The organism is Streptomyces cinerochromogenes, from assembly GCF_014648635.1.
Taxonomy (GTDB): Bacteria; Actinomycetota; Actinomycetes; order Streptomycetales; family Streptomycetaceae; genus Streptomyces; species Streptomyces cinerochromogenes.
This window is the reverse complement of the sequence record NZ_BMRM01000002.1, coordinates 302,624-326,193: the sequence shown is the minus strand read 5'-3', so window position 1 is coordinate 326,193 and position 23,570 is coordinate 302,624. Positions and strand designations below refer to the sequence as shown.

Below are 23,570 nucleotides of genomic sequence, written 5' to 3'. Positions count from 1 at the left end.
GACGGATCACCCCGAGGAGCCCACCGTGTCGACGACCGACCGGAACACGAACGAACCCCTGCCCGCCCCCTGGCACTCTGAGAGCGGACTGCCCGCACCCCGCCGCCTCGTCCCCGCCGACGACCGCCTCCGCGCCGCCACCGCGCACCGGCTCGCCGGCGAGGGCACCGGGCTGCTGTGGCGGGGCGACTACCAGGGCGCGCGCCAGCTGCTGCGCGCCCTGGAGCGCCGCATCGACCGCAAGGCCCCGGCGCCGGCCGCCACCCCCGCCGAGACCTTCCGCCTGCACCGCCGCTTCCGCGCGCACCGCGCCCGCGTCCTGGGCCGGCTCGCCGTCCTGCTGGAGCCGGACCACACCCTGCGCCTGCGCCGCGCCCCCGACACCCGCGCCGCCTGCACGGCCGCCTACGGCCCGCCGGCCGGCCCCCGCCTCGTCCCGCTCCGCGAACTGCTCGGCGTCCTGGGCGCCCACCAGTGGCGCGAGCGGGGCGTACCGGTCCCCGCCCTCGACGCCCGTGTCCACCCCCACTACGGCGTCTTCGCCCCCGTACGCGCCGAGTACGTCGACCTGGTCGCACAGGAACCGCTGCCCGCCGGACACACCGCGTTCGACCTCGGAACCGGCACCGGTGTCCTCGCCGCCGTCCTGGCGCGGCGGGGGATCGACCGCGTGGTGGCCACGGACATCAGCCCCCGCGCCCGCGCCTGCGCCCGCGACACCGTGCACCGCCTCGGCCTCGCCTCCCGCATCACGGTCACCGGCCCCGGCCTCTTCCCGCCCGGCCGCGCGGCCCTGGTCGTCTGCAACCCGCCGTGGCTGCCGGGCCGCCCCGCCTCCACGCTGGAACAGGGCGTGTACGACCCCGGCGGCAGGATGCTGCACGCCTTCCTGGCGGGGCTGGCCGAGCATCTGGAGCCGGCCGGCGAGGGCTGGCTGATCCTCTCCGACCTGGCCGAGCACCTGGGGCTGCGGACCCGCGCCGACCTGCTGACGGCGATCGACACGGCGGGCCTGCGGGTCACCGGCCGCACGGACACCCGCCCCCGCCACCCCCGGGCGGCCGACCCGGCCGACCCGCTGCACACGGCCCGCGCCGCCGAGGTCACGTCCCTGTGGCGGCTGACCCCGCGCTGACCGGCCGGCTCACCCGCCGGCGAGCCGCACGAACCGCCCCCGGTGGAACAGCAGCGGCTCCTCCGGCCCGTCCGCCCCGAGGGCGTCCACCCGTCCCACGACGATGAGGTGGTCGCCCCCGGTGTGCACGGCGTGGACGGTGCAGTCGATCCAGGCGGCGGCACCGTCCAGCCGCGGCGCCCCGGACACGGGCGCGGCGTCGTACGCCACCCCCGCGAACTTGTCCCCGCCGCTCACCGCGAAGCCCCGGCACAGCTCCTCCTGGCCGGCACCGAGCACGTTGACGCAGAAGACACCGGCCCGCGCGATACGCGGCCACGTCGTGGACGTACGGCCCACCATGAAGCACACGAGGGGCGGTTCGAGGGAGAGGGAGGAGAACGACTGACAGGCGAACCCGGCGGGCCCGGTCTCCCCGTCGACGGCCGGCGCGGTGATCACGGTGACCCCGCTGGCGAAGCTCCCGAGCACCCGCCGGAACTCCCCCTGCCCCACCGGCGCCCGCTCACCCTCCCGCACACACCGCAACTCCGGCCGCGGCGACGGCTCCACGGCGCCCGCCCCGAGATACCGGACGGCGACAGCGGCCGCTCCTGCGTGTCCCATCATGCGGTCATCCTCCCCGTCACCGGCCCCGGAACGCCGGTTGCCTGCGTTCCGTGAACGCCCGTAGGCCCTCTCGGGCGTCCTCGGTCGTCATGTTGAGTTCCTGGGCCCAGGCCTCCGCGGCGAAGGCGGTGGTGCGGTCGGTGTCGAGGGAGGTGTTCAGCAGGTGCTTGGTCAGGGCGAGGGTCCTGGTCGGGGCGGCGGCCAGGCGGAGGGCCCAGGTGCGGGCCGTCCCGTCCAGGTCGGCGTCCGGGACGACCCGGTTGACCAGGCCCAGGCGTTCCGCCTCCGGTGCCGGGAGCGGGTCGCCGAAGAACAGGAGTTCCTTCACGCGTTGGAGGCCGGTCAGCCGGGGGAGGAGGTAGGCGCCGGCGGCGTCCGGGACCAGGCCCCGGCGGACGAACACCTCGATGAAGCGGGCGGATTCGGCGGCCAGGACCAGGTCGCAGGCGAGGGCCAGGTGGGCACCGAGGCCGGCCGCCGTGCCGTTCACCGCGGCCAGGACCGGTTTCTCGCAGTCCAGTACGGCTGCCACCAGGCGTTGTGCGCCGAGGCGGAGCACGCGGGCCACGTCGCCGGGGGCCCGGTCGCCGGTGCCGTCCCCGCCCCGCAGGTCCGCGCCGGCGCAGAAGCCCCGGCCGGTGCCCGTGAGCAGCACCGCCCGGACGTCCGGGTCGGCGGAAGCCCGCGTCAGCAGGTCGACGAGGTGGTCCCGCATGGCCGGGGTCAGCGCGTTCAGGGACTCGGGGCGGTCCAGGGTCACGCGCAGGATCCGGTCGCGGACGTCATGACGGATCTCCCTCATCGGCACACCACCAGCGCGTCCAGCGCCACCGCTCCCTGCCCGCGGGGCAGCACCACCAGCGGGTTGATGTCCAGCTCGGCGATCCGCCCGCCCAGTTCCAGGGCCATCCGCTGGACCCGCAGGACGACCTCGACCAGCGCGTCCTCGTCGGCCGGCGGGCGGCCCCGGACGCCGGACAGCAGGGCCCGGCCGCGGAGTTCGCCGAGCATGGCGCGGGCCTGGTCCTCCCCGAAGGGCGGGACGCGGACCGCCGCGTCGTGCAGCACCTCCACCAGGATCCCGCCGAGCCCGACCGTCACCGTCGGCCCGAACAGCTCGTCGTGGGTGACGCCGACCATCATCTCCACGCCCTGCTCGACCATCTGGCACACCAGGACGCCGTCCAGCCCGACATCCTCGTAGCGGGCGATGTCGTTCAGTTCCCGGTACGCGTCGCGGACCTGGCTCGCCGAGGTCAGGCCGATCCTCACCAGCCCCAGTTCCGTCTTGTGGGCGATCCGGGCGCCGGACGCCTTCATCACCACCGGGTAGCCCACCTGCCCGGCCGCCCGTACGGCCGCGGCCGCGCTGGTCACCAGCTGCTCGCGCGGCACCCGGATGCCGTACGCCCGCAGCAGCTGCTTGGCCGCGTGCTCGCTGAGCTGCCGGCCCGGCCGCACCAGCGCCTCCGCCTTGCGGAAGGACGGGGAGAGGGTGCGCGGGGCGGCGTCGAAGGGGGAGCGGTAGCCGGCCACGAAGCGGTGGTGGTCCAGCCAGGCGCGGACGGCCGCCAGGCAGTTGCCGACGGTCCGGAAGGTGGCCACCCGGGAGGAGCCGAGCAGCACCTCCCGGTACGCCGGCTCCGTGCCGGCCGGCGAGCCCCACACCACGCACACCAGCTTGTCCGTCTCCTCGGCGGCGTCCACCAGATCGCGGACGAGCTTGTCGCTGAGCGGCGGGAAGGGGCCGGTCACCGGGCAGATCAGCACCCCGACCGCGGGGTCGGCGAGGAGCGCGTCGATGATCTTCCGGCCGCGTTCGTCGCCGACCGGGTGGCCGCCGTTGTCCACCGGGTTGGCCACGCTCAGGTACTCCGGTATCCACTGGTGCAGCTCGGCCCGCTTCTCCGGCGACAGCTCCGGCAGCCGCAGCCCCGCCCCGGCGGCCAGGTCGGCGACGTGCGCGCCCGTGCCGCCCGAGATGGAGTAGACGACCACCCCCTCGGCCCGCGGGGGCTTCGCGCGCGCCAGCAGCGCCGCCGTGTCCTGGAGCTGGTCCAGGGCGTCGACGCGGATCACGCCGTACTGCCGCATGGCCGCGTCCACCACGTCGTCGGCGCCGGTGAGCTTGCCGGTGTGCGAGGCGGCCGTCCGGGCCCCGGTCTCGGTCCGGCCCACCTTCACGGCGACCACCGGCACCCCGCGGCGGGCGGCCCGGTCGGCGGCCAGCAGGAAGGCGCGGCCGTCCTTGAGCCCTTCGACGTAGGCGGCGATGGCCCCGACCCCCGGCTGCTCGGCGAACCAGGACAGGAAGTCGGCGGTCTCCAGGTCGGCCTCGTTGCCGGTGGGCGCCCAGTGCGAGACCCGGATGCCGAGCTCCTGGAGGGCGAAGACGGGCCGGCCCTGGTGGCCGGACTGGGTGATCAGCGCGATGGCCGGCCCGGTGAGGTCCTCCCGGAAGCGTGCGAAGGCGTTGAGGTTGGTGTTCGGGCCGAGCAGCCTGAGCCCCGAGCGCCGTACCGCCTGCGCCAGCCGCTCCTGCGCCTCGGCGCCCGCCTCCCCGGTCTCCGCGAAACCGGAGGCGAACGCCACCGCGAACCGGACCTTGGCCGCGGCGAGTTCGGCGATCAGCGGGAGCGGGTCGGCCACCAGCAGCACGGCCAGGTCGACCGGTCCGGGCAGCTCGGCGACGGAGGGCACGCAGGGCAGGCCGAAGACGGAGGACCGGGCCGGGTGCACCGGATGCACCCGCGCGCCCACGCGCCCGGCCCAGTCCAGCAGCTGCCGGGTGATCCCGGTGTTCGGCCGCCCCTCGGTGTCCGAGGCGCCGATCACGGCGACCGACTCCGGCCGGAAGAACCGGGTCAGGTCCGGTACGTCCGCGTACAGCGGGCGCCCGCTGACATCGAGGTCCGCCACCTGGTCGTGGACGGCGGGGCCGGGCCGGTCCTCGCCGCAGGCGATGACCCGGGCCCGGCGGGAGTCGGTGGTGAGGGTGCCGTGGGTCGATCCGAGCATCGTTCCGCCCGCCTCCTGTGAGACAGCCACCAGCAACTGACGCTCTGTCAGGTTACAGAACTGACGGTGTGTCAGGAATGGGCCGGAACGGCAAAGTTACCGGGCGTCTACGTCCGTCGGCGCGCGACCGACCTCGCGATCCTCCCCGCGTCGATCGCCAGCTCGCGGAGCATGCCGCTGATCGGATTGGTGAACCCGGTGAAGTACAGGCCGGGCGCCTCGGCGGGCGTGCGACCGCCGTGCACCACCGGCCGGCCGCGCTCGTCCAGCACCCCGAGGTGCCCGACGAGCCGTTCCAGCGCACGCTCGTACCCCGTTGCCGCGATCACCGCGTCGGGCGAGATCCGGCTGCCGTCGACGAGGACCACCTTGCCCTCCTCGAACGCCTCCACGGCGGCCACGACCTCCACCTCGCCCTTGCGCACGGCGTCGATCAGGCCGACGTCCTGCACCGGGATCGCGCCCTGCCGCACCCTGCTGTACAGGCCGGTGTCCGGGCGTCGCAGCCCGTACGCGGACAGGTCCGGGGTGCTGAGCCGCCCCACCGGCCCGGCGAGCCGGTCCACGAGCCACACCGGCAGCCTCCGGACCAGCACGCCCGTGTACTGGGCGGCCCAGCCGAGGGTGGAGCGGCGCAGGATGTGCGGCGGTGTGCGCACCGCCAGTCGCACCCGCGCGGCCCCGCCCTCCGCCAGGTCGACGGCGATCTCCGCGCCCGTGTTGCCGGCCCCGACGACGAGCACGTCCCGGCCGCGGTACGGCTCGGCGTTGCGGTAGCCGCCGGCGTGCAGCAGCTCACCGCCGTACCCCTCCCGGCCCGGCCAGTCGGGCAGCCGGGGGGTGTGGTTGAAGCCGGTGGCGACGACGACCGCGCTGCCGGTCAGCTCCCGGCCGCCGGAGGCGCGCAGCAGCCACCCGGTGCCGTCCGCGGTCCGCTCGACGCGGTGCACCTCCACCCCGGTGACGATCTCCAGTTCGTGGTGCTCGGCGTACTTCTCCAGGTAGCGCACCACGTCGTCGCGGGACACCCAGCGGCCGAACCTGCGGGGTATGGCCAGCCCCGGCAGCGCGGACAGCCGCCGGGTGGTGTGCAGGTGCAGCCGGTCGTAGTGCCGCCGCCAGGAGGCGCCCACCCGGTCGGACTTCTCCAGGACCACGGCCCGTACGCCCCGCGCCCGCAGCGCGTACGCGGCGGCGAGACCGCCCGGGCCTGCGCCTATCACGTAGACCGGACGGTCGGCGGGGGTCGGCGTGGGGCGGGCGGGCGAGGGGCGGGAGACGGCCATGAGCGGGAGCGTAATCACACACCCGGTTGATGGGTCTCGGTCAAGACCGGAATTGGTTGCGGATTGATCACGGGTGTACGGGAAGGGTGCCCCGGCCGTGAAGAACGCGGCTCGCTGCCGCTTCTCGGCGCGGTGGCCCGCGACCTCGGCGATCCAGGCGGTGAAGCCGCCGGGGCCGGTCCGTTCCGGCGGACTCGCGGGGTGGGCTTCCCATGGTATCTGACGTACCGTCAGTTTTATGGATGCGATAGGGCTCGACGGCGCGGAATGGCTGGCGGTGCTGCGGATCGGACTCGGCCTGTGGTGGCTGGAGAGCTGGCGGCACAAGGACAAGAAGGCCTGGTTCGAGCGGGGCAGCGGGATCGCCTGGGCGGCGGACGTCGCGGCGAAGCACCGGTGGACCCCGGTCCGGGCGGGCTTCGACACGGTGGTGAGGCCCCACCCGAAGCTGATGGCGTACGTGGTCGCCTACGCCGAACTCTCCCTGGGCCTCGGCCTCGTCGCCGGCTTCCTGACCCCGGTCGCCCTGATCGGCGGCCTGCTCCTCAACGCGCTCTACTTCGTCCTCATGGTCCACGACTGGGCGGAACAGGGCCAGAACTCGATGATGGCCCTGATCTCCCTCGTCGGGTTCTTCGGCATGTCCTGGCAGACCTGGTCACTGGACGCGGCACTGGGATGGTTCTGATGGGCGGTCACGACGAGGCGGACGGCCCGCGCCACGACCTCCCGGAGACCGACGCCCTCACCCGCCCCTACTGGGAGGCGGCCGCCGAGGGCCGCCTGCTGATCCGCCGCTGCGGGGCCTGTGGCCGGGCCCACCACTATCCCCGCGAGTTCTGCCCGCACTGCTGGAGCGAGCAGGTCGGCTGGGAGGAGGCGAGCGGCCGGGCCGTGCTGTACACGTGGTCCACGGTCCACCGCAACGACCTGCCCCCGTTCGCGGCCCGCGTCCCCTACCTGGCCGCGGTGGTCGACCTGGCCGAGGGCCCCCGGATGATGACGGAGCTGGTGGAGTGCCCGGAGGACACCGTGCGGGCCGGAATGCCGCTGGAAGTGGTGTTCCGGGACGGCATCCCGGTGTTCCGGCCCGGGCCGCGCGGCGACGGGCCCGCCCCCGCCCGGCTCAGTTCCACGGGTCGGTGAAGGACCTGCCCGGCACCGGCTTGGCGATGAGCGCGATCGGCACGAAGAAGTTCACCTGGCCGATCGCGAACATCAGCGTGGCCAGCGCCTTGCCCTCGTAGTGCTCGGCCGCCTGCGCGTACAGCTCGTCGGAGACCCGCTCGCCGGACGCGGACGGCTGGAGCACGGCCTCCACCAGGGCCAGCGCGGCCCGCTCGGCGGCGGTGAAGTACGGCGAGTCCTGCCAGGACGCCACCGAGGTGATCCGCTCCTCCGACTGCCCGGCCTTGCGCAGGAAGCCCGTGTGCAGCACCGTCAGGTAGGTGCTGCCGACGATCTGGCCGGCCCGCAGCTGGACCAGGCTGATCGTGGAGCGCGGCACCGAACCGTTGCCGGTCACCCGGAACAGCGCCGCCGACACCTCCGCCAGCTCGGGCACCAGCTGCGCCGGGTCCTCGGGCATACGGGGGACCATCGGGACCTCGGCCGTGATCGAACGCTTCTCCATCGCCGTCTCCTCCTGCTCGTGAACTGCTGTCACCGCCCTGACGGACGGCGGCGCGGAAGTGTGACCGGCGGGGAAGAGGATTTCTCAGGGCCGCGGCGGGAGACTCCTCAGGGCCACAGCAGCGTCCGGCTCCAGCCGAACTCCGTGCTGCGGTACTCCAGACGCACGTGCCGCCGGTCCGGGTCCCCCTGGAAGAACTCCACGGTCTCCGGGCGCAGCCGGTACAGGGTCCAGGTCGGCGACGGCTCCCCGGGGTTCGCCCGGGCCCGTTCCCAGGCCGCCTCCGACGCCCGCCGCAGCTCCGCCGGCGAGGCCAGCTCCTCGCTCTGCCGGCCGGTCAGCGCGGCGGCCAGCGCGCCCGTGGACCGCGCGTGCAGGTCGGCCTGGCTCTCCTCGGACGGCGCGGAGACGACCGGCCCCCGCACCCGCACCTGGCGGCCCAGCACCGGCCAGTAGAAGGTGAGGGCGGCGTACGGCCGGGCGGCCAGCGCGCGGCCCTTGCGGCTGGTCGCGTGCGTGGCGAAGGACCAGCCGTCCGGGTCGGCGCCGTGCAGCATCACGATCCGCACGTCCGGCCTGCCCTCCTCGTCCACGGTCGCCAGCGACATGGTGTGCGGCTCCGGCTGCCCGGCCGCCACCGCCTCCGCGAACCAGGTCGCGAACAGGGGCAGCGGGGTCGGCGGGGCGGTGTCGGGGTCGAAGGGGCGCAGGTCCGTGACGTCCGGGTCCCAGACCCGCAGCGACCTCAGAATGGCGTGGAGATCCGTTTCCATGTGCCGAGTATCGCCACCGGCGCCGTCATCCGTTCGGCAGCCCTCCCGCGACGCGCGCGAGTGCCCCGGCGTGCGGGAACGCCGAAAGCCGGGGACGCTCGAAGGCACGGGCTTCGGGAACGACGGTGAGGGGCGATGATCGTAACGGTGGTGTCGATGCCGGGGGCGGCCGTCACCCGTACGGATCTCGCGGGGGCACGGGAACGGCTGGCCGAGGCCCCGTTCGTCGTCGTCGACATCGAGCTGCCGGAGGGGGAGCCGGCGCCGGGGACGCCGGTCGCCGACCAGCTGGGCCTGGACGCCGAGGAACTGGAATGGTTCGGCAGGGAGGGGGAGCCGGCACGGGCCGAGTTCCTGGGGGACCGGGCCGGTTTCGTCGTGCCCGTGGTGCACGGCGACGAGATCGCCCACGTCCACGCGGTGGCGGCCGAGCGGTTCCTGGTCACCGTGCACCGGGGGCGGCTCGGTCTGACCCGGAACATCACCACGGCGTTCCGGCACGAGCCTCCGGCCGACTCCGTGGCCGCGCTCTTCCTCGTACTCCAGGAGGCCCTGAACACCTTCCGCAGGGCCGCCGTGGGGGCTCTGCTGGAGACCGAGGAACTGGAGGACGGCATGTTCGAGAACCGGCGGCCCGAGCAGGTCTACCGGCTGGCGCAGCTGCGCCGTCGTTCCGCCCTGCTGCACCATGCGCTGCTGCCCTACCTCCAGGTGATCGACGAGATCCTCACCCGGCGGATGATGAGCCCCGCCTTCCCGGAGGAGCGGCAGCGGAGCGCTCAGGGGTTCCAGAACGCCGGGCGGCTGGTGCTCGCCGACATCGAGTCCCTCCAGGACGCCACCCGGCGGGCGTTCGCCAGTTACTCCTCGCTCGTCGCCGGCGAGCAGAACGCCGTGATCAACCGGCTGGCCGTCGTGTCGGTGATCTTCCTGCCGCTGTCCTTCCTGACCGGGTTCTTCGGCATGAACTTCACCTTCCTGTCGGACAAGCTGGAGACCAGGGACGACTTCTGGCTGCTCGCGGTGGGGCTCCAGGCGGCCGTTCTGGCGGGCTCCGTCTACGTGCTGCACCGCACCCGCATCTGGCGCCGCCTGCTGGACGAGAACTGAAGGGACCCCCACCGGCCGGTCCCGGCCTCCTCACCGGCCCGGGACCACCGTCCTCACCGGCCTCGGCCCCCTCACCGGCCCAGAACCACCGTCCCCGACGAGCAGAACCACCCGCCCGCCCCGGACGCCACCGCCAGCCTCGGCAGCTGTCCGTCCCGGGTCCGCACCTGCCGTTCCCCGGCCTCACCGCGCAGCTGCCGCACCGCCTCCACCAGCAGGAACAGGCCCCGCATCCCGGGATGCTGGGCCGACAGCCCGCCCCCGTCCGTGTTCACCGGCAGCTCCCCGCCCCGGACCAGCAGCCGGCCCTTCCCCACGAACGCCCCGCCCTCGCCCTTCGCGCAGAAGCCCAGGTCCTCCAGGGTCACCAGGGTCATGTAGGTGAAGGCGTCGTAGATCTCGGCGAAGTCGATGTCCGCCGGGGTGACCCCCGCCCGCTCGAAGGCCAGCCGGCCGCTCACCGCCGCCGGGGAGACCGTGAAGTCCGGCCACTCCGACATGGCCGCGTGGGAGACGTGCTCGCCGGTGCCGAGAATCCGGACGGGGACCGTACGGCAGTCCCGTACGTACTCCTCGGCCGCCAGCAGGACCGCCGCGCCGCCGTCCGAGCGCAGGCAGCAGTGCAGCCTGGTGAAGGGGTCCGCGACCATCGGGCCGGACAGGACGTCGTCGACGGTGATCGGATCGCGGAACATCGCCTCCGGGTTCAGCGCGGCGTTCGCCCTCGCCTGGACCGCCACCTGGGCCAGCTGCTCGATCGTGGTGCCGTACTCGATCATGTGCCGGCGGGCCGCCATCGCGTACTTCGCGATCAGCGTGTGGCCGTACGGCGCCTCGAACTGGAGGGGGCCGCGCGCGCCGAAGGACAGGGTGCCGGTGCGGCGGCCCGCCCTGATGTCCGCGCGGGCCGTGGAGCCGTAGACCAGCAGGACGGCGTTCGCGTGGCCCGCCGCGATCGCGTCCGCCGCGTGCGCCGCCATCACCTCCCAGGTCGCGCCGCCGACCGAGGTGGAGTCCACCCAGGTGGGCCGCAGGCCCAGGTACTCGGCGACCTCCACCGGCGCCAGCGTGCCGAGTCCGGCGGAGGCGAAACCGTCGACCACGGTCCGGTCCAGGCCCGCGTCGGCGAGGGCCCGGCGGGCCGCCTGCGCGTGCAGCGCGTACGGCGTCGCGTCGTCCACCCGTCCGCAGTCGGCCAGGGCCACGCCGACCACGGCGGCCTTCCTGCTCCCTCGGCCCATGAGCGGGCTCCTCCCTCTGGGCATCTCGCCTCGGCCCTCCTAATATGACGCCCCGTCAGATGTGGAGGGAAGGCCATGGACACGCGCCTCACCGCCGAGCAGGACGAGATCCGCCGGACCCTGCGCGAGCTGCTGCGCAAGCGCTGCGGCCCGGCCGAGGTGCGGGCCGCCGTCGACACCCCCGCCGGACACGACCCCCTCCTGTGGTCGGCCCTCGCCGGCCGGCTCGGCCTGCCCGGGCTCGCCCTGCCCGAGCGGTACGGCGGTACCGGCTGCTCGGTCACCGAACTGGCCCTCGCCTGCGAGGAGGTGGGGCGCGCGCTCGCCCCCTCGCCGCTGCTCGCCACCTCCGTCCTCACCGCCCCGCTGGTCCTCGCCCTCGGCACCGAGGAGCAGCGCGCCGGCCTGCTGCCCCGCATCGCCGCCGGCACCCTCACCGCCGCGCTCGCCGTCCCCGGGCCCGCCCTCACCACCGCCCTCGCCCTGACCCGCGGGAACGACACCTACAGCGCCGGGGGCGGACGGGCCGGCGGGGTGCAGGCGCGGCGGGCGGAGGACGGCTGGCGGCTGTACGGGGAGGCCGCGCAGGTGCTGGACGGGCACAGCGCCGGGCTGCTGCTCGTCCCCGCGCACACCGGGGGCTTCGCCCGCTCGCGGACCCTGCTGTTCCTCGTCCCGGGGGACGCGGCCGGCCTGGCCCGGACCCGGCAGACCGCGCTGGACGCCACCCGCCCGCAGGGGCGCGTACAACTGCGGGAGGTGGGCGCCGAGTTGCTCGGCTCGGCGGACACGGACGTGCGCCCCGCCCTCAGCGCGCTCGGCGACACCGTCGCCGCCGTGCTCGCCGCCGAGGCCGTCGGGGCGGCCGACCGGATACTGGAGCGGACCGTCGAGTACGCCGGACAGCGCGAGCAGTTCGGACGTCCCATCGGTTCCTTCCAGGCCGTCAAGCACCGGCTGGCGGACGTGTACGTCGAGGTCCAGGCGGCCCGTTCCGCCGCCTACTACGCGGCCTGGGCGGCCGGCCGGGGGCAGCGGGCCGGCGCGCTCGCCCTCGCGCAGGGGCTGCAGGCGCTGCGCCGGGCCGCCGGTGACGGGATCCAGCTGCACGGCGGAATCGGCTTCACCTGGGAGCACGACGCCCACCTGTACTTCAAGCGGGCGGCCGGCGACGAGCTGCTGTTCGGCCCGGTGCACCGGCTGCGCGACCGGGCCGCCGAGACGGCCGGGCTGTTCGCGGGCGGGGAGGTGGCCGTCTGATGGCCACGGCCCTCGGCGTCCGGCTCGTCCGGAAGGTGTCCTCCACCCGGCTGTTCGCCAGGATCGCCCCGCACGTCGTCCCGGCCCTCGACCGGGGCGTGCACCGGGTCACCCGGGGCCGGGTGCTGCTCAGTGCCCGGATGCTGCCCGGGGTGATCCTCACCTCGACGGGAGCGAGGACGGGACGGCCCCGCCGGACCCCGCTGGCCTGCATGCCGGAGGGGGACGGCGGGAGCTGGATCCTGGCCGGTTCCAACTTCGGCCGCCCCGGCCATCCCGCCTGGACCCACAACCTCCTCGCCCACCCGCAGGCCTCGGTGAGCTGGAAGGGCCGGGACGTCCCGGTCACGGCCCGGCTGCTCACGGGGGAGGAGCGGGCCGCCGCCTGGCAGGCGCTGCTGGCGTTCTGGCCGCCGTACGCCGTGTACCAGGCGCGGGTGGAGCGGGAGATCCGGCTGTTCCGGCTGACGCGCGGGTAACGCCCCGAAGGGGCGCGGATGATCAGGCCCTGCGGCTGTCGACAGCGCTCGTGATCCACGCATCTAGAGCGTCGCCAGCCGCTCCACCAGCAGGAACGCGCCGATCCCCAGCATCGCCGCCCCCGACGTCCGCGTCACCGCCCGGGCCGCCGCGGGCCGCGCCGCGAGGAGGGCGCGGGCGAGGGCGCCCACGGTGAGGTAGACGGCCGCGCAGCAGGCCATGTGGAGGAGGCCGAGGGCCGCCGTCTGGACGGGGACGGGGAGGTGGCCGCCCCGCAGGGTGAGGAACTGGGGGAGGACGGAGAGGTAGAGCAGCAGGCCCTTGGGGTTCAGGCCGCTGATGGTGGCGCCGCGCAGGAAGAGCCGGCCCTCGGCGGCCGCCGTCGTGTCCGCGTCCGGGACGGCCGGTCGGCGCAGGACACCCCAGCCGAGCCGGAGCAGATAGCCCGCGCCCGCCACCGTCAGGACGGTCAGCAGCCGGGGCGAGCCGGCCACCAGCACGGCGAGGCCCGCCGTCGCCAGGGCGGTGTGCAGGGCGTAGCCGCAGACCAGGCCCGCCACCGCGCGCAGTACCGAGCCGCCGCGCAGCGCGGTCGTGATGACGTAGGCCCAGTCGGCGCCCGGTACGCACACCAGCAGCAGGTCCACGAGGAGGAAGGAGAAGAGCAGTGCCGAGTCCATATCGGGGACATTAGGCGTGAATGGCCCGAAAGTGTTCCCGGAATTTGCTCATGATCGCGGCCTCTGGGCAAATATCTTTCTCATGGACGACGTGGACCGGAAAATCCTTGCCGAGCTGCAGCAGGACGGGCGGCTGACCGTGACCGAGCTGGCCGCCCGGGTGCGGCTCAGCGTCTCGCCCTGCCACCGGCGGCTGCGCGAGCTGGAGCGGTCCGGCGCCATCCAGGGGTACCGCGCGGTGGTGGACCCGGCCTCGCTCGGCCTGAACTTCGAGGCGCTGGTCTTCGTGTCCATGCGCCAGGAGGACCGGGACACGGTCGCGGAGTTCGAGCGGGCGGTCGGCGGGCTGGAGCACGTGCTGGACGCCCAGCGGCTGTTCGGCGAGCCGGACTACCTGCTCCGGGTGGCCACCGCCGACCTGGCCGCCTTCCAGCGGCTGTACGACGAGCGGCTGGCGACCCTGCCCGGCGTGCAGCGGCTGACGTCGACGCTGGTGATGAAGCACGTGGTGCGGGACCGGCCGTTGCCGGCGTAGACGGCAGGCGGTGGCTCACCGTGTGAACCACCGCCTGCCAGACAGGACTTGGACCCTGACAACGGGTGTGTGCTTACTTGGAGGGCTTCTTCCCGGTCACTCCCAGGTGCACCAACAGCGCCAGGTTCGGCTTCAGTTCGGCCTGCTTCACACCCCAGGAGGAGAAACCCTTCTGGTGGGCCGCCACCGCCGCGAGCATCGCGACCAGCGAACCGGCCACCGCCGCCGGGTTCACGTCCTTGTCGACCCGGCCCTTGGCCTGGAGCTCCGCGATGGAGTCCGCGAGGGAGTTGTTGACCGAGTTCAGGATCTTCATGCGGATCTTGTAGAACCGTTTGTCCCCCTCGGCCGCGCCGAGGTCGACCACCCGCAGGATGGCGTCGTTCTTCCGCCAGAACTCCAGGAACCCGTCCACGAGTTCCTGTGCGGTGGCCCAGCCGGACTTGCCGGCCCAGCTGCGCCCTTCGAGCAGTTCGGTCAGTCCGGCACCCTCGGCCGCCATCTGCTCGGCGATCTCCAGGACGGCGCCCTCGACGTCGGGGAAGTACTGGTAGAAGGTCGCGGGCGAAGTGCCCGCCCTCCGGGCGACATCGATGACCTTGACGTCCCGGTACGGGGAGGAGCTGAGCATCTCGCTGAGGCAGTCGAGCAGCTTCTGCCGGGTCGCCTGCCCACGCCGGCCGGCCACGCGGCCGTCGACGGTACGCACTTGTCCTGTCATGCCGTCAGCTTACCGAGGGGTGATCGGAGCGCGATTCGGCCGACTGCAAATGGGGTGCACGGGGGTATCGGGGATGGTGTGCCTGGTCTGCGGGGTGCGCGCGGCCCGGTTACTTTGACGGCATGGCCGAAAACAGGGCATCCGCGAACGAAGAGGCATACAGGGAGGGCGTCCCCTGCTGGGTGGACGCCCAGCTGCCCGACGTCGAGGCGGGCAAGCGGTTCTACGGTGAGCTTTTCGGATGGACCTTCGAGAAGGCGTACGGCTCCTCCGTGTGGGCCCTGCTGGACGGAGAGCGCGTCGCCTCGCTCGCGCCCAAGACGGACGGCCGTATGCCCACCGTCTGGACGGTGTCCTTCGCGACCACCGACGCGGGCGGCCTCGGCCGGAGGATCACGGCGGCCGGCGGACAGGTGGTCATGGCCCCGTTCCCGGTCGGCGACCTCGGCACCGCCGCCCTCGCCGCCGACCCCGAGGGCGCGGTCTTCGGTCTGTGGCAGCCCGGAACCCACCCCGGCTTCGGGCGGCGGTACGCGCCGGGCACCTTCGTCTGGGCCGAGCTGTACACCCGGGACACCGCCGCGGCCAACACCTTCTACGGCGGCCTCTTCCACGACGCCCTGTTCGGCGCCGACGCCGAGCCCGACTTCGGCCGTGCGCACGTCACCGAGGTGTTCCCGGCCGAGATGCCTCCGCACTTCCTCGTCCACTTCCGGGTCACGGATCTGGACGACGCCCTGGGCGCCGTACAGCGGCTCGGCGGGCGCGTCCAGGCGCCACCCTTCGAGACGTCGTACGGACGAGTGGCCGTCGTCACCGACAATCAGGGGGCGTCGTTCGCGCTGCTGCACCGCTGATCCGTCCGCTTTGGCCGGATTGGTCATGAGACACCCTGATTGTCACCGGGTTCGCAACCGGCCGCCCGGCCAGGAAGAATCGGGGTGCGTGCCGCCATGGCGGTGCGGTGGTGAGACGCTGCACTCCGGTCGCGTACATATGGAGAGTGGCGCGGCTCGTACGGGGAGGTGGCAGGCAAGTGGTGGATCAGCTGACGCAGCACGATCCGCGGCGGATCGGGCCGTTCGAGGTGCTGGGCCGGCTGGGCGCCGGCGGCATGGGGCTGGTCTATCTCGCGCGCTCGGCGTCCGGCCGGCGCGTGGCGATCAAGACGGTGCGCACCGAGCTGGCCGAGGACCAGCTCTTCCGCGTCCGCTTCACCCGTGAGGTGGAGGCGGCCCGCGCGGTCTCCGGCTTCTACACCGCGGCCGTGGTCGACGCCGACCCGCGCGCCGCCGTGCCCTGGCTGGCCACCGCCTACGTCCCCGCGCCCTCGCTGGAAGAGATAGTGAACGAGTGCGGGCCGCTCCCGGCCCAGGCCGTGCGCTGGCTCGCGGCGGGCGTCGCCGAGGCCCTCCAGTCCATCCACGGCGCCGGGCTGGTCCACCGCGACCTCAAGCCCTCCAACGTGCTCGTGGTCGAGGACGGCCCCCGGGTGATCGACTTCGGTATCGCCTCCGGCGTCTCCAACACGCGCCTGACCATGACCAACGTCGCCGTCGGCACCCCCGCCTACATGTCCCCCGAGCAGGCCAAGGACTCCCGCAGCGTCACCGGCGCCAGCGACGTCTTCTCCCTCGGCTCCACCCTCGTCTTCGCCGCCACCGGCCACCCGCCCTTCCACGGCGCCAACCCCGTCGAGACCGTCTTCATGCTGCTCCGCGAGGGCCCGGACCTCACCGGGCTCCCGGACGAGCTGCGCCCGCTGATCGAGGCCTGCATGCAGATGGAGGCCACCGGCCGCCCCACCCCGGCCGACCTCCAGGCCCAGCTCGCCCCGCATCTGTTCGGCTCCGGCTCCGACGACAGCGGCACCGCCTCCGCCTGGCTGCCCGAGAAGGCGGTCGCCCTCATCGAGTCCCGCCGCGGCGGACGCCCCGCCGCCAAGCCCGCCGCGGCCCCGACCGGCGGTCCGCGCAGCGGCGACCGGCAGGCCGTGCCCCCGCCCCCGCCCTACGACCCCCCGGTCCCCGCCCCGGTGAGCGCCCCGGTGTCCGTGCCCGCCGGTGTCGCCCCCGACACCGGTCCGGTCCGGCTGGCCGGCGCCCCGGTGCCCATCGGCCCCGGCCCCCGCGTCGCCGACGCCCGCGCCGCCGCCGTCAAGGCGCCCCCGCCCGAGGCCGGCCTGGTCGCCAGCTGGTCCCGGCCCCGCCCCGGCGTGGCCGGCGCCGACCCCGCCGTACCGCCCGTACCGCCGACGCCCCCGGAGACGGCGAGCGGCTGGCGTCCCTGGCGCTTCCGCATGTCCAACGACGTGTGGGGCACCCCCGCCGTGGCCGACGACCTGGTCTACGTCACCTCCTTCGAGGTGCACGCCCTGGACGTCGGCACGGGCCGCCGCCGCTTCAAGACCCGGGACGTCGCCTGGTCCATGGCGGTGGCGGACGGCCGCATCCACGCCTCCGACGGCCCCACCCTGTTCGCCCTGGACGCCCGCGAGGGCACCGACCTGTGGCGGCTGTCCACGGACGCCTGGGTGTACTCCCTCAAGGCCGACCGCGGCACCGTCGTCACCGGCACCCGCGGCGGCGGCGTCCAGGCCTGGGAGGCCGCCGCCGGGCAGAAGCTGTGGGAGATCACCGGCTGCCAGACCGACTTCGAGTCCCCCGAGGCGGGCCCGGTCGTCCACGACGGCACGGTGTACGTCTGGCAGGACGCCCGGCTGCGCGCCCTGGAGGCCCGCACCGGCGAGGAACGCTGGTCGTACCCCATCGGCGACGCGGCCTCCTGCGGCGGCGTCCCGGTCCGCCTGACCCCCGCCCCCGACGGGTACGTCTACGTCTCCGCCGGCACCCGCGTGCTCGCCGTCGAGGCGGCGAGCGGGAGGGTCCGCTGGCACTTCGAGGCCCCGGCGGTCTTCCTGAGCCCGCCCGCCTTCGCCCCCGGCCCGGCCGTCACCGGCGGCGGCGTGTACCTCGCCGACTACCTCGGCACGGTCTACGCCCTCGACGCCACCGACGGCCGCGACCGCTGGCGCATCGCCACCGAGGCCCGCGCGTCCATCGAGCCGGTCCTGGTGGCCGCCGGACACGTGCACGTCGGCAGCGGCACGGGCCTCTACACCCTGGACGCGGTCACCGGCACCCCCAAGTGGCGCTTCCAGGCGGGCGGCGAGGTCGTGGGCGCGCCCGCCGTCGCCGAGGGCCGTATCCACTTCGGCTCCACCGACCACCTCCTCTACACCCTGAAGGCCGACGACGGCCGGCTGCGCTGGAAGCTGGCGACCGGCGGCGAGATCACCGGCTCCCCGGTGGTCAAGGACGGCGTGGTGTACGCGTGCAGCAAGGACCGGTGCGTGTACGCGCTGGACGCGGAGAAGGGGACGGGGACCGCGCGGACGGCCTGAGCGGGTCCGGCCACGGGCCGCCCGGGTGGGTGACGGCCGTCGTACCGGTTGCACGGAAGGGCCTGGGACGACGGCCGTCGTCGCGGGGGAGCGGGGTTCGGCCCCCGCTCTCAGGGCAGACGCTACGCCGGGCACGCGGCGGTCGCCACACAGTGACATGACCGTGACAGCCATCCCCTAGAGTGCCAGGCATGCATCGACGGGGACACATGCTCAGACTCACGGCGGTATCGGTCCTGGTCGTCCTGGCGCTGACCGGGTTCAGGAGCCGCGGCCACGGACACAGCGGCAGCCACGGCAGCGGCGGCGGGTGCAGCAGCTCCAGCCAGGACCACGACAGCTCCTCGTCCACGTCGTCGGGCGGCGGCTACGGCTACGGCTCCGGCACGCACCACGACTACGACGATGACGACGACTACGGCGACGACACCTCCGGCGGATCGTCCGGCTCCTCCGCCTCGACCCCCTCCGGCCACGAGGACGGCACGGCCCGGCTGGTGAGCTGCGCGACGGTCGAGAAGCCCTACGCCACCATCGAGGTCACCAACCCGAACGCCGCCGAGAGCAGCTTCGACGTCCACATCGTCTTCGAGGACGCGGACGACATGACGGTCAACGGCACCATCAAGGAGGTCAGCGTGCCCGCGAACGGCACGAGGACGATCCGGGTGCCGGTGGACAACGCCAAGGAGAGCGCCCCGAAGGTCGACCACTGCGATCTGGACGAGGTCGCCTCCTACCACTGGTGACCCCGGAGCGCCTCATCGCGTCCGGAACTCCGCGCGGCGGGCGGCGAACAGCTCCGCCTGCCGTGCGCCCGGCAGGTTCCCCAGCGCGATCAGGTGCGGGGCCTGCGCGAACGCCGGCGCGAGAGAGGCCTCCCGGGCCGCCCACAACGCCCGCACGGTCCCCTGCACGGCCTCGGCCGGATACCCGGCGATGACGGCGGCACGATCGGCGGCGGCGGCCAACGCCTCTCCCTCCCTGGTGAGTTCGGAGACGAGGCCGACGTCGTACGCCCGCCGGGCCGACAGCCGCTCGGCGCTCCCCATGAGCGCCGTCCGCGCGACCTCCCCGTACGGCATGCGCTGCGCCATCAGCATCGACTCGTAGGCGCTGACCATGCCGTAGGTGGTGTGCGGGTCGAAGAAGGTGGCACCGGCCCCGGCGACGACGAACTCGCACTCCCCCAGCAGATAGAAGGCACCCCCGCAGGCCATCCCCTCCACGGCGGCGACGACCGGCTTCCACAGCCCGTTCGCCTTGGGCCCGACCCCCAGCAGCGGATCGTCCTGCATGTACGGCGAGCCGGGCTGCGGAACGACGGCGTCCCGATCGATCCCCGTGCAGAACGCCCGCTCCCCGCTCCCGGCGAGCACGACGGCCCGCACGGAGTCGTCGAACCGCAACCCCCGCCACACCTCGCCCAGTTCACCGGCCATGGCGAGGTCGATGGCGTTGAGCCGCGCGGGCCGGTCCAGTGTGACGACGGCGACCCCCGCACCCCGGTCGACGTCGACCCGGACGGTGTTCACGCCGGCACCCACTGCGGCAGCCCACCGGAGAAGACCACCCGCACCCGGGCCCCGATCCGCAACCGCGCCGGATCGACGGAGTCCAGCGGCGCCCCGGCGGAGGCGACCACATTCCCGACGAGCCGTATCCGCGGCGCCTCCTCCAGCTCCACGACGACCACGTTGTACGGCGCCTGTTCCGCGTAGCCGGGCAGCAGCGGCGGGTGCGGCACGACGTACGACCACACCCGCCCCCGCCCCGACACCGCCCGCCACTCGGCGGCGAAGGACCGGCAGTGCGGGCAGCAGGGCCGGGGCGGGAAGCGGAGTTCACCGCAGTCGCCGCACGCCTGGACGCGCAGCTCGCCACGGGCCGCGTACTGCCAGAAGGGGGCGCCGTCGGTGTCGGTGACGGGAGTCAGCATGGCGGTCAGCTCCTGAGGAGGAGAGCGGAGGTGGGGACGCCTTCACCGGCCGTGACCAGGCAGGTCGCGGCACCCGGAACCTGCGCGGTACTGGTCCCGCGCAGCTGCTTGACGCCCTCGTTGATGAGGTTGAAGCCGTGCACGTAGGCCTCGCTGAGCCCGCCGCCGCCGGTGTTGAGGGGCAGCCGCCCGCCGATCTCCAGGGCTCCCTGCTCGGTGAACGCACCCCCCTCGCCGCGCGCACAGAAGCCGTACCCCTCCAGCGAGAGCGGTACGAGGGCGCTGAAGGCGTCGTAGATCTGCGCGACGTCGACGTCCTGCGGCGTGAAGTCGGCGTGCTTCCACAGGTGCCGGGCGGCGGTCCAGGCGGGGCCGGTGAGCGGGTCGTCGTTCCAGTAGTTGACCATGCCGTGGTGCTGGGCGGGCAGTCCCTGCGCGGCGGCGTGCACGTACACGGGGGTGCGGGCGCAGTCCCGGGCACGCTCCTTGCCGACGACCACACAGGCCAGGGCGCCGTCCGTCTCCAGGCAGTTGTCGTAGAGGCAGAGCGGCTCGCTGATCCACCGGGAGGTCATGTACATCTCCCGGGTGAGCGGCCGTTCGTACATGACGGCGGCGGGGTTCTGGTTGGCCCGGTTCCGGCAGGCCAGCGCGACGTTGAACAGGTGATCACGGCTGACGCCGTACTCGTGCATGTACCGCCGGGCCAGCATGGCGATCTCGTCGACGGGGCGGAGGAGACCGAAGGGCCGGGTCCACTGGGCCGGGGTCGGCAGCTGCACGGCGGTGTTCGTCCACGGCCGGGGCCCGCTCCCCCTCTTCCGCGACCGCCACGCGACCCCCACCGTGGCCTGCCCGGACGCGATGGCACCGGCGAGGTGCGCGACGGTCGCGCAGGACCCGCCCCCGCCGTACCCCACCTTGCTGAAGAAGGTCAGATCCCCGAACCCGACGGCCTTCGCCAGCTCCACCTCATCGGTCTCCTCCATCGTGTAGGAGGCGAGCGCGTCCACCTCACCGGGCGCGATCCCCGCGTCGTCGAGCGCGGCGAGCACGGCCCGGCAGGCGAGCGTCCTCTCGTCCTCGGCGAGGTTCCTGGCGAACGCGGTCTGCCCGATCCCGACGATGGCGACGGCGTCCTTGATCCCTGCTGACCCTGCCGTGAGGCTCATGGGACTCCCCCTCTCCTGACAGCTCGTCAGATTACAGCTAATCTGACGGGGAGTCAGCTACCGCTCGCTCGCAGGGGAGCCGGACCATGAAGCCTTCGCCGCCTTGGGAAACAGTTCCGGAACTGGTGCGGTGGGCGGCCGAGCGGTACGCGGACGGGGAGGCCGTGGTGGACGGCCGCACGAGAATCACGTACGCCGGCCTGGGCGCCCGGGTCGAGCGAGCGGCGGCGGCCTGCCTGGCGGGCGGCCTGGAGACGGGCGACCGGGTGGCCGTCTGGGCGCCCAACTCCCTGGACTGGATCGTCGCGGCCCTGGGCGCGGTCTCGGCGGGCGCGGTCCTGGTCCCGCTGAACACCCGGTTCAAGGGGGCGGAGGCGGCGGACGTACTGCGCCGCAGCGGGGCGAGGCTGCTGTTCGTGACGGGGACGTTCCTGGGGACGTCGTACGTGGCGTCGCTGCGGCGGGCCGCGGGAGCGGGGCCCGCCGCGGGACGCCCGCTGCCGGCGCTGCCGGCCCTGGAACGGGTGGTGGTCCTGTCGGACGACGCACCGGCGGAGTTCGAGACGTGGAAGGAGTTCCTGGCCAGGGGCGACGGCCTGCCGGCCCGCGAAGTGGCCCTCCGCTCCGCGGAACTGACCGCCACGACCCCCTCGGACATCACCTTCACCTCCGGTACGACGGGCCGCCCCAAGGGAGCGGTGATCACACACGGTCAGACCCTCAGGGCGTACGAGACCTGGGCGGACCTGGCCGGCCTCCGCCGGTCCGACCGCTACCTGATCATCAACCCGTTCTTCCACACCTTCGGCTACAAGGCCGGGGTGCTCGCCTGCCTCATGCGGGGGGCGACGATGATCCCGCAGCCGGTGTTCACCGTGGACACGGCCCTGGCGAACATCGCGGCGGAACGGATCTCGGTCCTCCCGGGCCCCCCGACCCTGCACCAGTCGCTGCTGGACCACCCGTCCCGCGGTTCCTACGACCTCTCGACGCTCCGCCTGGTGGTGACGGGCGCGGCCGTGGTCCCCCTCACCCTGGTGGAACGCCTGCGTGACGAACTCTCGGTGGACACGGTCCTCACGGCCTACGGCCTCTCGGAGGCGAGCGGCATCGTCACGATGTGCCGCCGCGACGATCCGGCCACGGTGATCGCCTCCACCTCCGGCCGCCCGATCCCCGGCACGGAGGTGAGGGTGACCGCCCCGCCCGGCACCCCCGGGGAGGTACTGGTCCGGGGCTTCAACGTCATGCAGGGCTACTACGGCGACCCGGCGGCCACGTCGGAGACGATGACGGAGGACGGCTGGCTGCGCACGGGCGACGTGGGCGTCCTGGACGCGGCCGGCAATCTGCGCATCACGGACCGCCTGAAGGACATGTTCATCGTCGGCGGCTTCAACGCGTACCCGGCGGAGATAGAACGGCTGCTGGTCACCCACCCCGACGTGACGGACGCGGCGGTCGTCGGCGTCCCCGACCCCCGCCTGGGCGAGGTCGCGAAGGCCTACGTCGTCCGCCGCCCCGGCTCCTCACTGACCTCCCACGACCTGATCGCCTGGTCCCGCCGCGAGATGGCGAACTACAAGGTGCCGAGGTCGGTGGAGTTCGTACCCGGTCTGCCGAGGAACGCGAGCGGAAAGGTACTGAAGGGAGAGCTGAGGGCGAGGGGCTGACGCGTCCGCGGCCAGGTGCCCCTCACCTCACACGATGACGGTGACTGGCAGATGCGTTCCACCGCCGCCGCCCGCCCCGACCCCCTGACCAGCCCCTTTATACCGCGCCCCCTGGAACAGACATGCCAATAACTCCCGGAGGGGCCGGGAGGGAGGAGAAGCGGGGGGCGCGGTCACCTGGTGGTGGGTAGAGGAGCCAGGGCCGCCTTGATCTCCGCGAGCATGTGACCAGGCCGGTGGAAGACGTCCTCGGCGCTGAAGCGGAGGAGGCTGCGGATCTCGGGGCAGCGGAGGAGCTGGTTGAAGCGGTCGACGTCCCGGCGGTGGGCGTCGCGGGTGCCGTGGTAGGCGTACCCCTCGATCTCGACGGCCAGGCCGGCCGCCCCCCTCGGCAAGCCCCCGCAATCCACCTCGATCCACACCCCCACTCTCCCGACCTCCCCCCTCCGCCTCCACCCCTGTGGATAACTCCCCACCCCCGAGCCGCCGCGGGGGATGGGCAGATCGGTTCCCGTCCGGATGCAGGTGACCTGCGTAAACGCCACGGGCCGGACATGCCTCGGCCGCGGCGGCTCCCCCTCCGCGCCGCCGCGGCCGATCCCCGTCGGGATGAAGGTCCTCGGGACTTACTTGCCGTCCAGGTCCAGGGCGGGCGGGGCAGGCATGTGGTTGTCCATCGTCGTGATGACATCCTTCGCCGGCCCGATCGGCATGTGGTTGTCAAGCGTGGTGACGGTCTCGTCGGTGGCCGGCTCGCTGGGCATGTGGTTGTCCAGAGGCTTGGCGTCCGCGGTCTTCTTCGTGTCGCTCATCATGCTTCCTTCACTGTGGTGAGGGCCAGGAACGCCCGTCCGGTAGCTCCCCCGAGGGCCGCCGGACGGGCGTTCGGAGCCGCACACTAA

General features: G+C 73.7%; 25 protein-coding genes. 11 read left to right on the top strand and 14 right to left on the bottom strand.

Annotated features, from left to right (window positions below; all coding sequences use genetic code 11):
- The first annotated feature begins 25 nt into the window (after positions 1-25).
- Positions 26-1,135 carry a methyltransferase gene (locus IEZ20_RS05255; RefSeq protein ID WP_189294908.1) on the top strand — a complete coding sequence of 370 codons (1,110 nt, stop codon included), beginning with the start codon at positions 26-28 and terminating at the stop codon, positions 1,133-1,135.
- Between the two features lie 9 nt (positions 1,136-1,144).
- On the opposite strand, the gene IEZ20_RS05250 is transcribed toward IEZ20_RS05255, so the two are convergent.
- The 4 genes from IEZ20_RS05250 to IEZ20_RS05235 form a co-directional block, all read right to left on the bottom strand.
- Complete coding sequence (locus IEZ20_RS05250; protein ID WP_189295374.1) at positions 1,145-1,741, bottom strand: flavin reductase family protein; 597 nt, start codon at positions 1,739-1,741, stop codon at positions 1,145-1,147.
- 19 nt (positions 1,742-1,760) lie between these two features.
- Entirely contained in the window at positions 1,761-2,546 is a 786-nt protein-coding gene (locus IEZ20_RS05245) for an enoyl-CoA hydratase/isomerase family protein (protein ID WP_189294907.1), read from the bottom strand.
- Complete coding sequence (locus IEZ20_RS05240; RefSeq protein WP_189294906.1) at positions 2,543-4,762, bottom strand: acetate--CoA ligase family protein; 2,220 nt, start codon at positions 4,760-4,762, stop codon at positions 2,543-2,545. Before IEZ20_RS05240 ends, IEZ20_RS05245 begins: the two co-directional genes overlap by 4 nt.
- Before the next feature lie 107 nt (positions 4,763-4,869).
- Positions 4,870-6,048 (bottom strand): flavin-containing monooxygenase, encoded by a 1,179-nt coding sequence (locus tag IEZ20_RS05235; RefSeq protein WP_189294905.1) that lies wholly within the window; start codon positions 6,046-6,048, stop codon positions 4,870-4,872.
- A 238-nt stretch (positions 6,049-6,286) separates the two neighbouring features.
- Here IEZ20_RS05235 and IEZ20_RS05230 point away from each other — a divergent pair, with 238 nt between their 5' ends.
- Both IEZ20_RS05230 and IEZ20_RS05225 read left to right on the top strand, forming a co-directional pair.
- Positions 6,287-6,736 (top strand): DoxX family membrane protein, encoded by a 450-nt coding sequence (locus IEZ20_RS05230; RefSeq protein WP_189294904.1) that lies wholly within the window; start codon positions 6,287-6,289, stop codon positions 6,734-6,736.
- Positions 6,736-7,194 carry a Zn-ribbon domain-containing OB-fold protein gene (locus IEZ20_RS05225; protein ID WP_189294903.1) on the top strand — a complete coding sequence of 153 codons (459 nt, stop codon included), beginning with the start codon at positions 6,736-6,738 and terminating at the stop codon, positions 7,192-7,194. The genes IEZ20_RS05230 and IEZ20_RS05225 overlap by 1 nt, the downstream gene beginning before the upstream one ends.
- Here IEZ20_RS05225 and IEZ20_RS05220 read toward each other — a convergent pair.
- Both IEZ20_RS05220 and IEZ20_RS05215 read right to left on the bottom strand, forming a co-directional pair.
- Entirely contained in the window at positions 7,175-7,681 is a 507-nt protein-coding gene (locus tag IEZ20_RS05220; protein WP_189294902.1) for a carboxymuconolactone decarboxylase family protein, read from the bottom strand. The genes IEZ20_RS05225 and IEZ20_RS05220 overlap by 20 nt on opposite strands.
- Before the next feature lie 107 nt (positions 7,682-7,788).
- Positions 7,789-8,454, bottom strand: a complete 666-nt coding sequence (locus tag IEZ20_RS05215) for a pyridoxine/pyridoxamine 5'-phosphate oxidase (protein WP_189294901.1) — start codon at positions 8,452-8,454, stop codon at positions 7,789-7,791.
- 135 nt (positions 8,455-8,589) lie between these two features.
- Here IEZ20_RS05215 and IEZ20_RS05210 point away from each other — a divergent pair, with 135 nt between their 5' ends.
- Positions 8,590-9,564 (top strand): magnesium transporter CorA family protein, encoded by a 975-nt coding sequence (locus IEZ20_RS05210; RefSeq protein WP_229895880.1) that lies wholly within the window; start codon positions 8,590-8,592, stop codon positions 9,562-9,564.
- A gap of 71 nt (positions 9,565-9,635) precedes the next feature.
- Here IEZ20_RS05210 and IEZ20_RS05205 read toward each other — a convergent pair whose 3' ends face one another.
- Positions 9,636-10,805 carry a thiolase C-terminal domain-containing protein gene (locus IEZ20_RS05205; RefSeq protein WP_189294900.1) on the bottom strand — a complete coding sequence of 390 codons (1,170 nt, stop codon included), beginning with the start codon at positions 10,803-10,805 and terminating at the stop codon, positions 9,636-9,638.
- Between the two features lie 75 nt (positions 10,806-10,880).
- Between IEZ20_RS05205 and IEZ20_RS05200 the strand changes: the two genes are divergently transcribed.
- Positions 10,881-12,065, top strand: a complete 1,185-nt coding sequence (locus tag IEZ20_RS05200; RefSeq protein WP_189294899.1) for an acyl-CoA dehydrogenase family protein — start codon at positions 10,881-10,883, stop codon at positions 12,063-12,065.
- Entirely contained in the window at positions 12,065-12,544 is a 480-nt protein-coding gene (locus tag IEZ20_RS05195) for a nitroreductase/quinone reductase family protein (protein WP_189294898.1), read from the top strand. The genes IEZ20_RS05200 and IEZ20_RS05195 overlap by 1 nt, the downstream gene beginning before the upstream one ends.
- A gap of 63 nt (positions 12,545-12,607) precedes the next feature.
- Here IEZ20_RS05195 and IEZ20_RS05190 read toward each other — a convergent pair whose 3' ends face one another.
- On the bottom strand, positions 12,608-13,225 hold the full coding sequence (locus IEZ20_RS05190; RefSeq protein WP_189294897.1) for a LysE family translocator: 618 nt from the start codon (positions 13,223-13,225) through the stop codon (positions 12,608-12,610).
- Between the two features lie 82 nt (positions 13,226-13,307).
- On the opposite strand from IEZ20_RS05190, the gene IEZ20_RS05185 reads away from it, so the two are divergent.
- Positions 13,308-13,760 carry an Lrp/AsnC family transcriptional regulator gene (locus IEZ20_RS05185; RefSeq protein ID WP_189294896.1) on the top strand — a complete coding sequence of 151 codons (453 nt, stop codon included), beginning with the start codon at positions 13,308-13,310 and terminating at the stop codon, positions 13,758-13,760.
- 73 nt (positions 13,761-13,833) lie between these two features.
- Here IEZ20_RS05185 and IEZ20_RS05180 read toward each other — a convergent pair whose 3' ends face one another.
- Entirely contained in the window at positions 13,834-14,481 is a 648-nt protein-coding gene (locus IEZ20_RS05180) for a TetR/AcrR family transcriptional regulator (RefSeq protein ID WP_189294895.1), read from the bottom strand.
- A gap of 122 nt (positions 14,482-14,603) precedes the next feature.
- On the opposite strand from IEZ20_RS05180, the gene kbpA reads away from it, so the two are divergent.
- The 3 genes from kbpA to IEZ20_RS05165 all read left to right on the top strand — a co-directional run bounded on the left by kbpA (position 14,604) and on the right by IEZ20_RS05165 (position 18,633).
- Positions 14,604-15,338: an AfsK-binding protein KbpA gene (kbpA, locus tag IEZ20_RS05175; RefSeq protein ID WP_189294894.1), complete on the top strand. Its 735-nt coding sequence runs from the start codon at positions 14,604-14,606 to the stop codon at positions 15,336-15,338.
- A gap of 179 nt (positions 15,339-15,517) precedes the next feature.
- Entirely contained in the window at positions 15,518-17,884 is a 2,367-nt protein-coding gene (gene afsK, locus IEZ20_RS05170) for a protein serine/threonine kinase AfsK (protein WP_189294893.1), read from the top strand.
- 191 nt (positions 17,885-18,075) lie between these two features.
- Complete coding sequence (locus IEZ20_RS05165) at positions 18,076-18,633, top strand: hypothetical protein (protein ID WP_229895879.1); 558 nt, start codon at positions 18,076-18,078, stop codon at positions 18,631-18,633.
- Between the two features lie 12 nt (positions 18,634-18,645).
- Here the strand turns inward: IEZ20_RS05165 and IEZ20_RS05160 are convergent, their stop codons facing one another.
- From IEZ20_RS05160 to IEZ20_RS05150, 3 genes are read right to left on the bottom strand one after another with little or no spacing between them, the layout of a single operon-like run.
- Positions 18,646-19,431 (bottom strand): enoyl-CoA hydratase/isomerase family protein, encoded by a 786-nt coding sequence (locus IEZ20_RS05160; protein ID WP_189294892.1) that lies wholly within the window; start codon positions 19,429-19,431, stop codon positions 18,646-18,648.
- Positions 19,416-19,823 carry a Zn-ribbon domain-containing OB-fold protein gene (locus IEZ20_RS05155; protein WP_189294891.1) on the bottom strand — a complete coding sequence of 136 codons (408 nt, stop codon included), beginning with the start codon at positions 19,821-19,823 and terminating at the stop codon, positions 19,416-19,418. Before IEZ20_RS05155 ends, IEZ20_RS05160 begins: the two co-directional genes overlap by 16 nt.
- A 5-nt stretch (positions 19,824-19,828) precedes the next feature.
- Positions 19,829-20,995 carry a lipid-transfer protein gene (locus IEZ20_RS05150; RefSeq protein WP_189294890.1) on the bottom strand — a complete coding sequence of 389 codons (1,167 nt, stop codon included), beginning with the start codon at positions 20,993-20,995 and terminating at the stop codon, positions 19,829-19,831.
- An 86-nt stretch (positions 20,996-21,081) separates the two neighbouring features.
- Between IEZ20_RS05150 and IEZ20_RS05145 the strand changes: the two genes are divergently transcribed.
- Entirely contained in the window at positions 21,082-22,668 is a 1,587-nt protein-coding gene (locus tag IEZ20_RS05145; protein ID WP_189294889.1) for a FadD3 family acyl-CoA ligase, read from the top strand.
- Positions 22,669-22,841: 173 nt separating this feature from the next.
- Here IEZ20_RS05145 and IEZ20_RS05140 read toward each other — a convergent pair whose 3' ends face one another.
- Complete coding sequence (locus IEZ20_RS05140) at positions 22,842-23,063, bottom strand: putative endonuclease domain-containing protein (RefSeq protein WP_308434641.1); 222 nt, start codon at positions 23,061-23,063, stop codon at positions 22,842-22,844.
- A gap of 231 nt (positions 23,064-23,294) precedes the next feature.
- Entirely contained in the window at positions 23,295-23,480 is a 186-nt protein-coding gene (gene afsS, locus IEZ20_RS05135) for a regulatory protein AfsS (protein ID WP_189294888.1), read from the bottom strand.
- Between the last annotated feature and the right edge of the window lie 90 nt (positions 23,481-23,570).

Coding starts and splice junctions, on each gene's coding strand:
- IEZ20_RS05155 (WP_189294891.1), bottom strand. CDS start 19,823: ATGCTGACTCCCGTCACCGACACCGACGGCGCCCCCTTCTGGCAGTAC.
- IEZ20_RS05235 (WP_189294905.1), bottom strand. CDS start 6,048: ATGGCCGTCTCCCGCCCCTCGCCCGCCCGCCCCACGCCGACCCCCGCC.
- IEZ20_RS05215 (WP_189294901.1), bottom strand. CDS start 8,454: ATGGAAACGGATCTCCACGCCATTCTGAGGTCGCTGCGGGTCTGGGAC.
- IEZ20_RS05245 (WP_189294907.1), bottom strand. CDS start 2,546: ATGAGGGAGATCCGTCATGACGTCCGCGACCGGATCCTGCGCGTGACC.
- IEZ20_RS05145 (WP_189294889.1), top strand. CDS start 21,082: ATGAAGCCTTCGCCGCCTTGGGAAACAGTTCCGGAACTGGTGCGGTGG.
- IEZ20_RS05200 (WP_189294899.1), top strand. CDS start 10,881: ATGGACACGCGCCTCACCGCCGAGCAGGACGAGATCCGCCGGACCCTG.
- IEZ20_RS05240 (WP_189294906.1), bottom strand. CDS start 4,762: ATGCTCGGATCGACCCACGGCACCCTCACCACCGACTCCCGCCGGGCC.
- afsS (WP_189294888.1), bottom strand. CDS start 23,480: ATGAGCGACACGAAGAAGACCGCGGACGCCAAGCCTCTGGACAACCAC.
- IEZ20_RS05205 (WP_189294900.1), bottom strand. CDS start 10,805: ATGGGCCGAGGGAGCAGGAAGGCCGCCGTGGTCGGCGTGGCCCTGGCC.
- IEZ20_RS05165 (WP_229895879.1), top strand. CDS start 18,076: ATGCATCGACGGGGACACATGCTCAGACTCACGGCGGTATCGGTCCTG.
- IEZ20_RS05210 (WP_229895880.1), top strand. CDS start 8,590: ATGATCGTAACGGTGGTGTCGATGCCGGGGGCGGCCGTCACCCGTACG.
- IEZ20_RS05150 (WP_189294890.1), bottom strand. CDS start 20,995: ATGAGCCTCACGGCAGGGTCAGCAGGGATCAAGGACGCCGTCGCCATC.
- IEZ20_RS05180 (WP_189294895.1), bottom strand. CDS start 14,481: ATGACAGGACAAGTGCGTACCGTCGACGGCCGCGTGGCCGGCCGGCGT.
- IEZ20_RS05220 (WP_189294902.1), bottom strand. CDS start 7,681: ATGGAGAAGCGTTCGATCACGGCCGAGGTCCCGATGGTCCCCCGTATG.
- IEZ20_RS05195 (WP_189294898.1), top strand. CDS start 12,065: ATGGCCACGGCCCTCGGCGTCCGGCTCGTCCGGAAGGTGTCCTCCACC.
- IEZ20_RS05190 (WP_189294897.1), bottom strand. CDS start 13,225: ATGGACTCGGCACTGCTCTTCTCCTTCCTCCTCGTGGACCTGCTGCTG.
- kbpA (WP_189294894.1), top strand. CDS start 14,604: ATGGCCGAAAACAGGGCATCCGCGAACGAAGAGGCATACAGGGAGGGC.
- IEZ20_RS05230 (WP_189294904.1), top strand. CDS start 6,287: ATGGATGCGATAGGGCTCGACGGCGCGGAATGGCTGGCGGTGCTGCGG.
- IEZ20_RS05225 (WP_189294903.1), top strand. CDS start 6,736: ATGGGCGGTCACGACGAGGCGGACGGCCCGCGCCACGACCTCCCGGAG.
- IEZ20_RS05250 (WP_189295374.1), bottom strand. CDS start 1,741: ATGGGACACGCAGGAGCGGCCGCTGTCGCCGTCCGGTATCTCGGGGCG.
- IEZ20_RS05185 (WP_189294896.1), top strand. CDS start 13,308: ATGGACGACGTGGACCGGAAAATCCTTGCCGAGCTGCAGCAGGACGGG.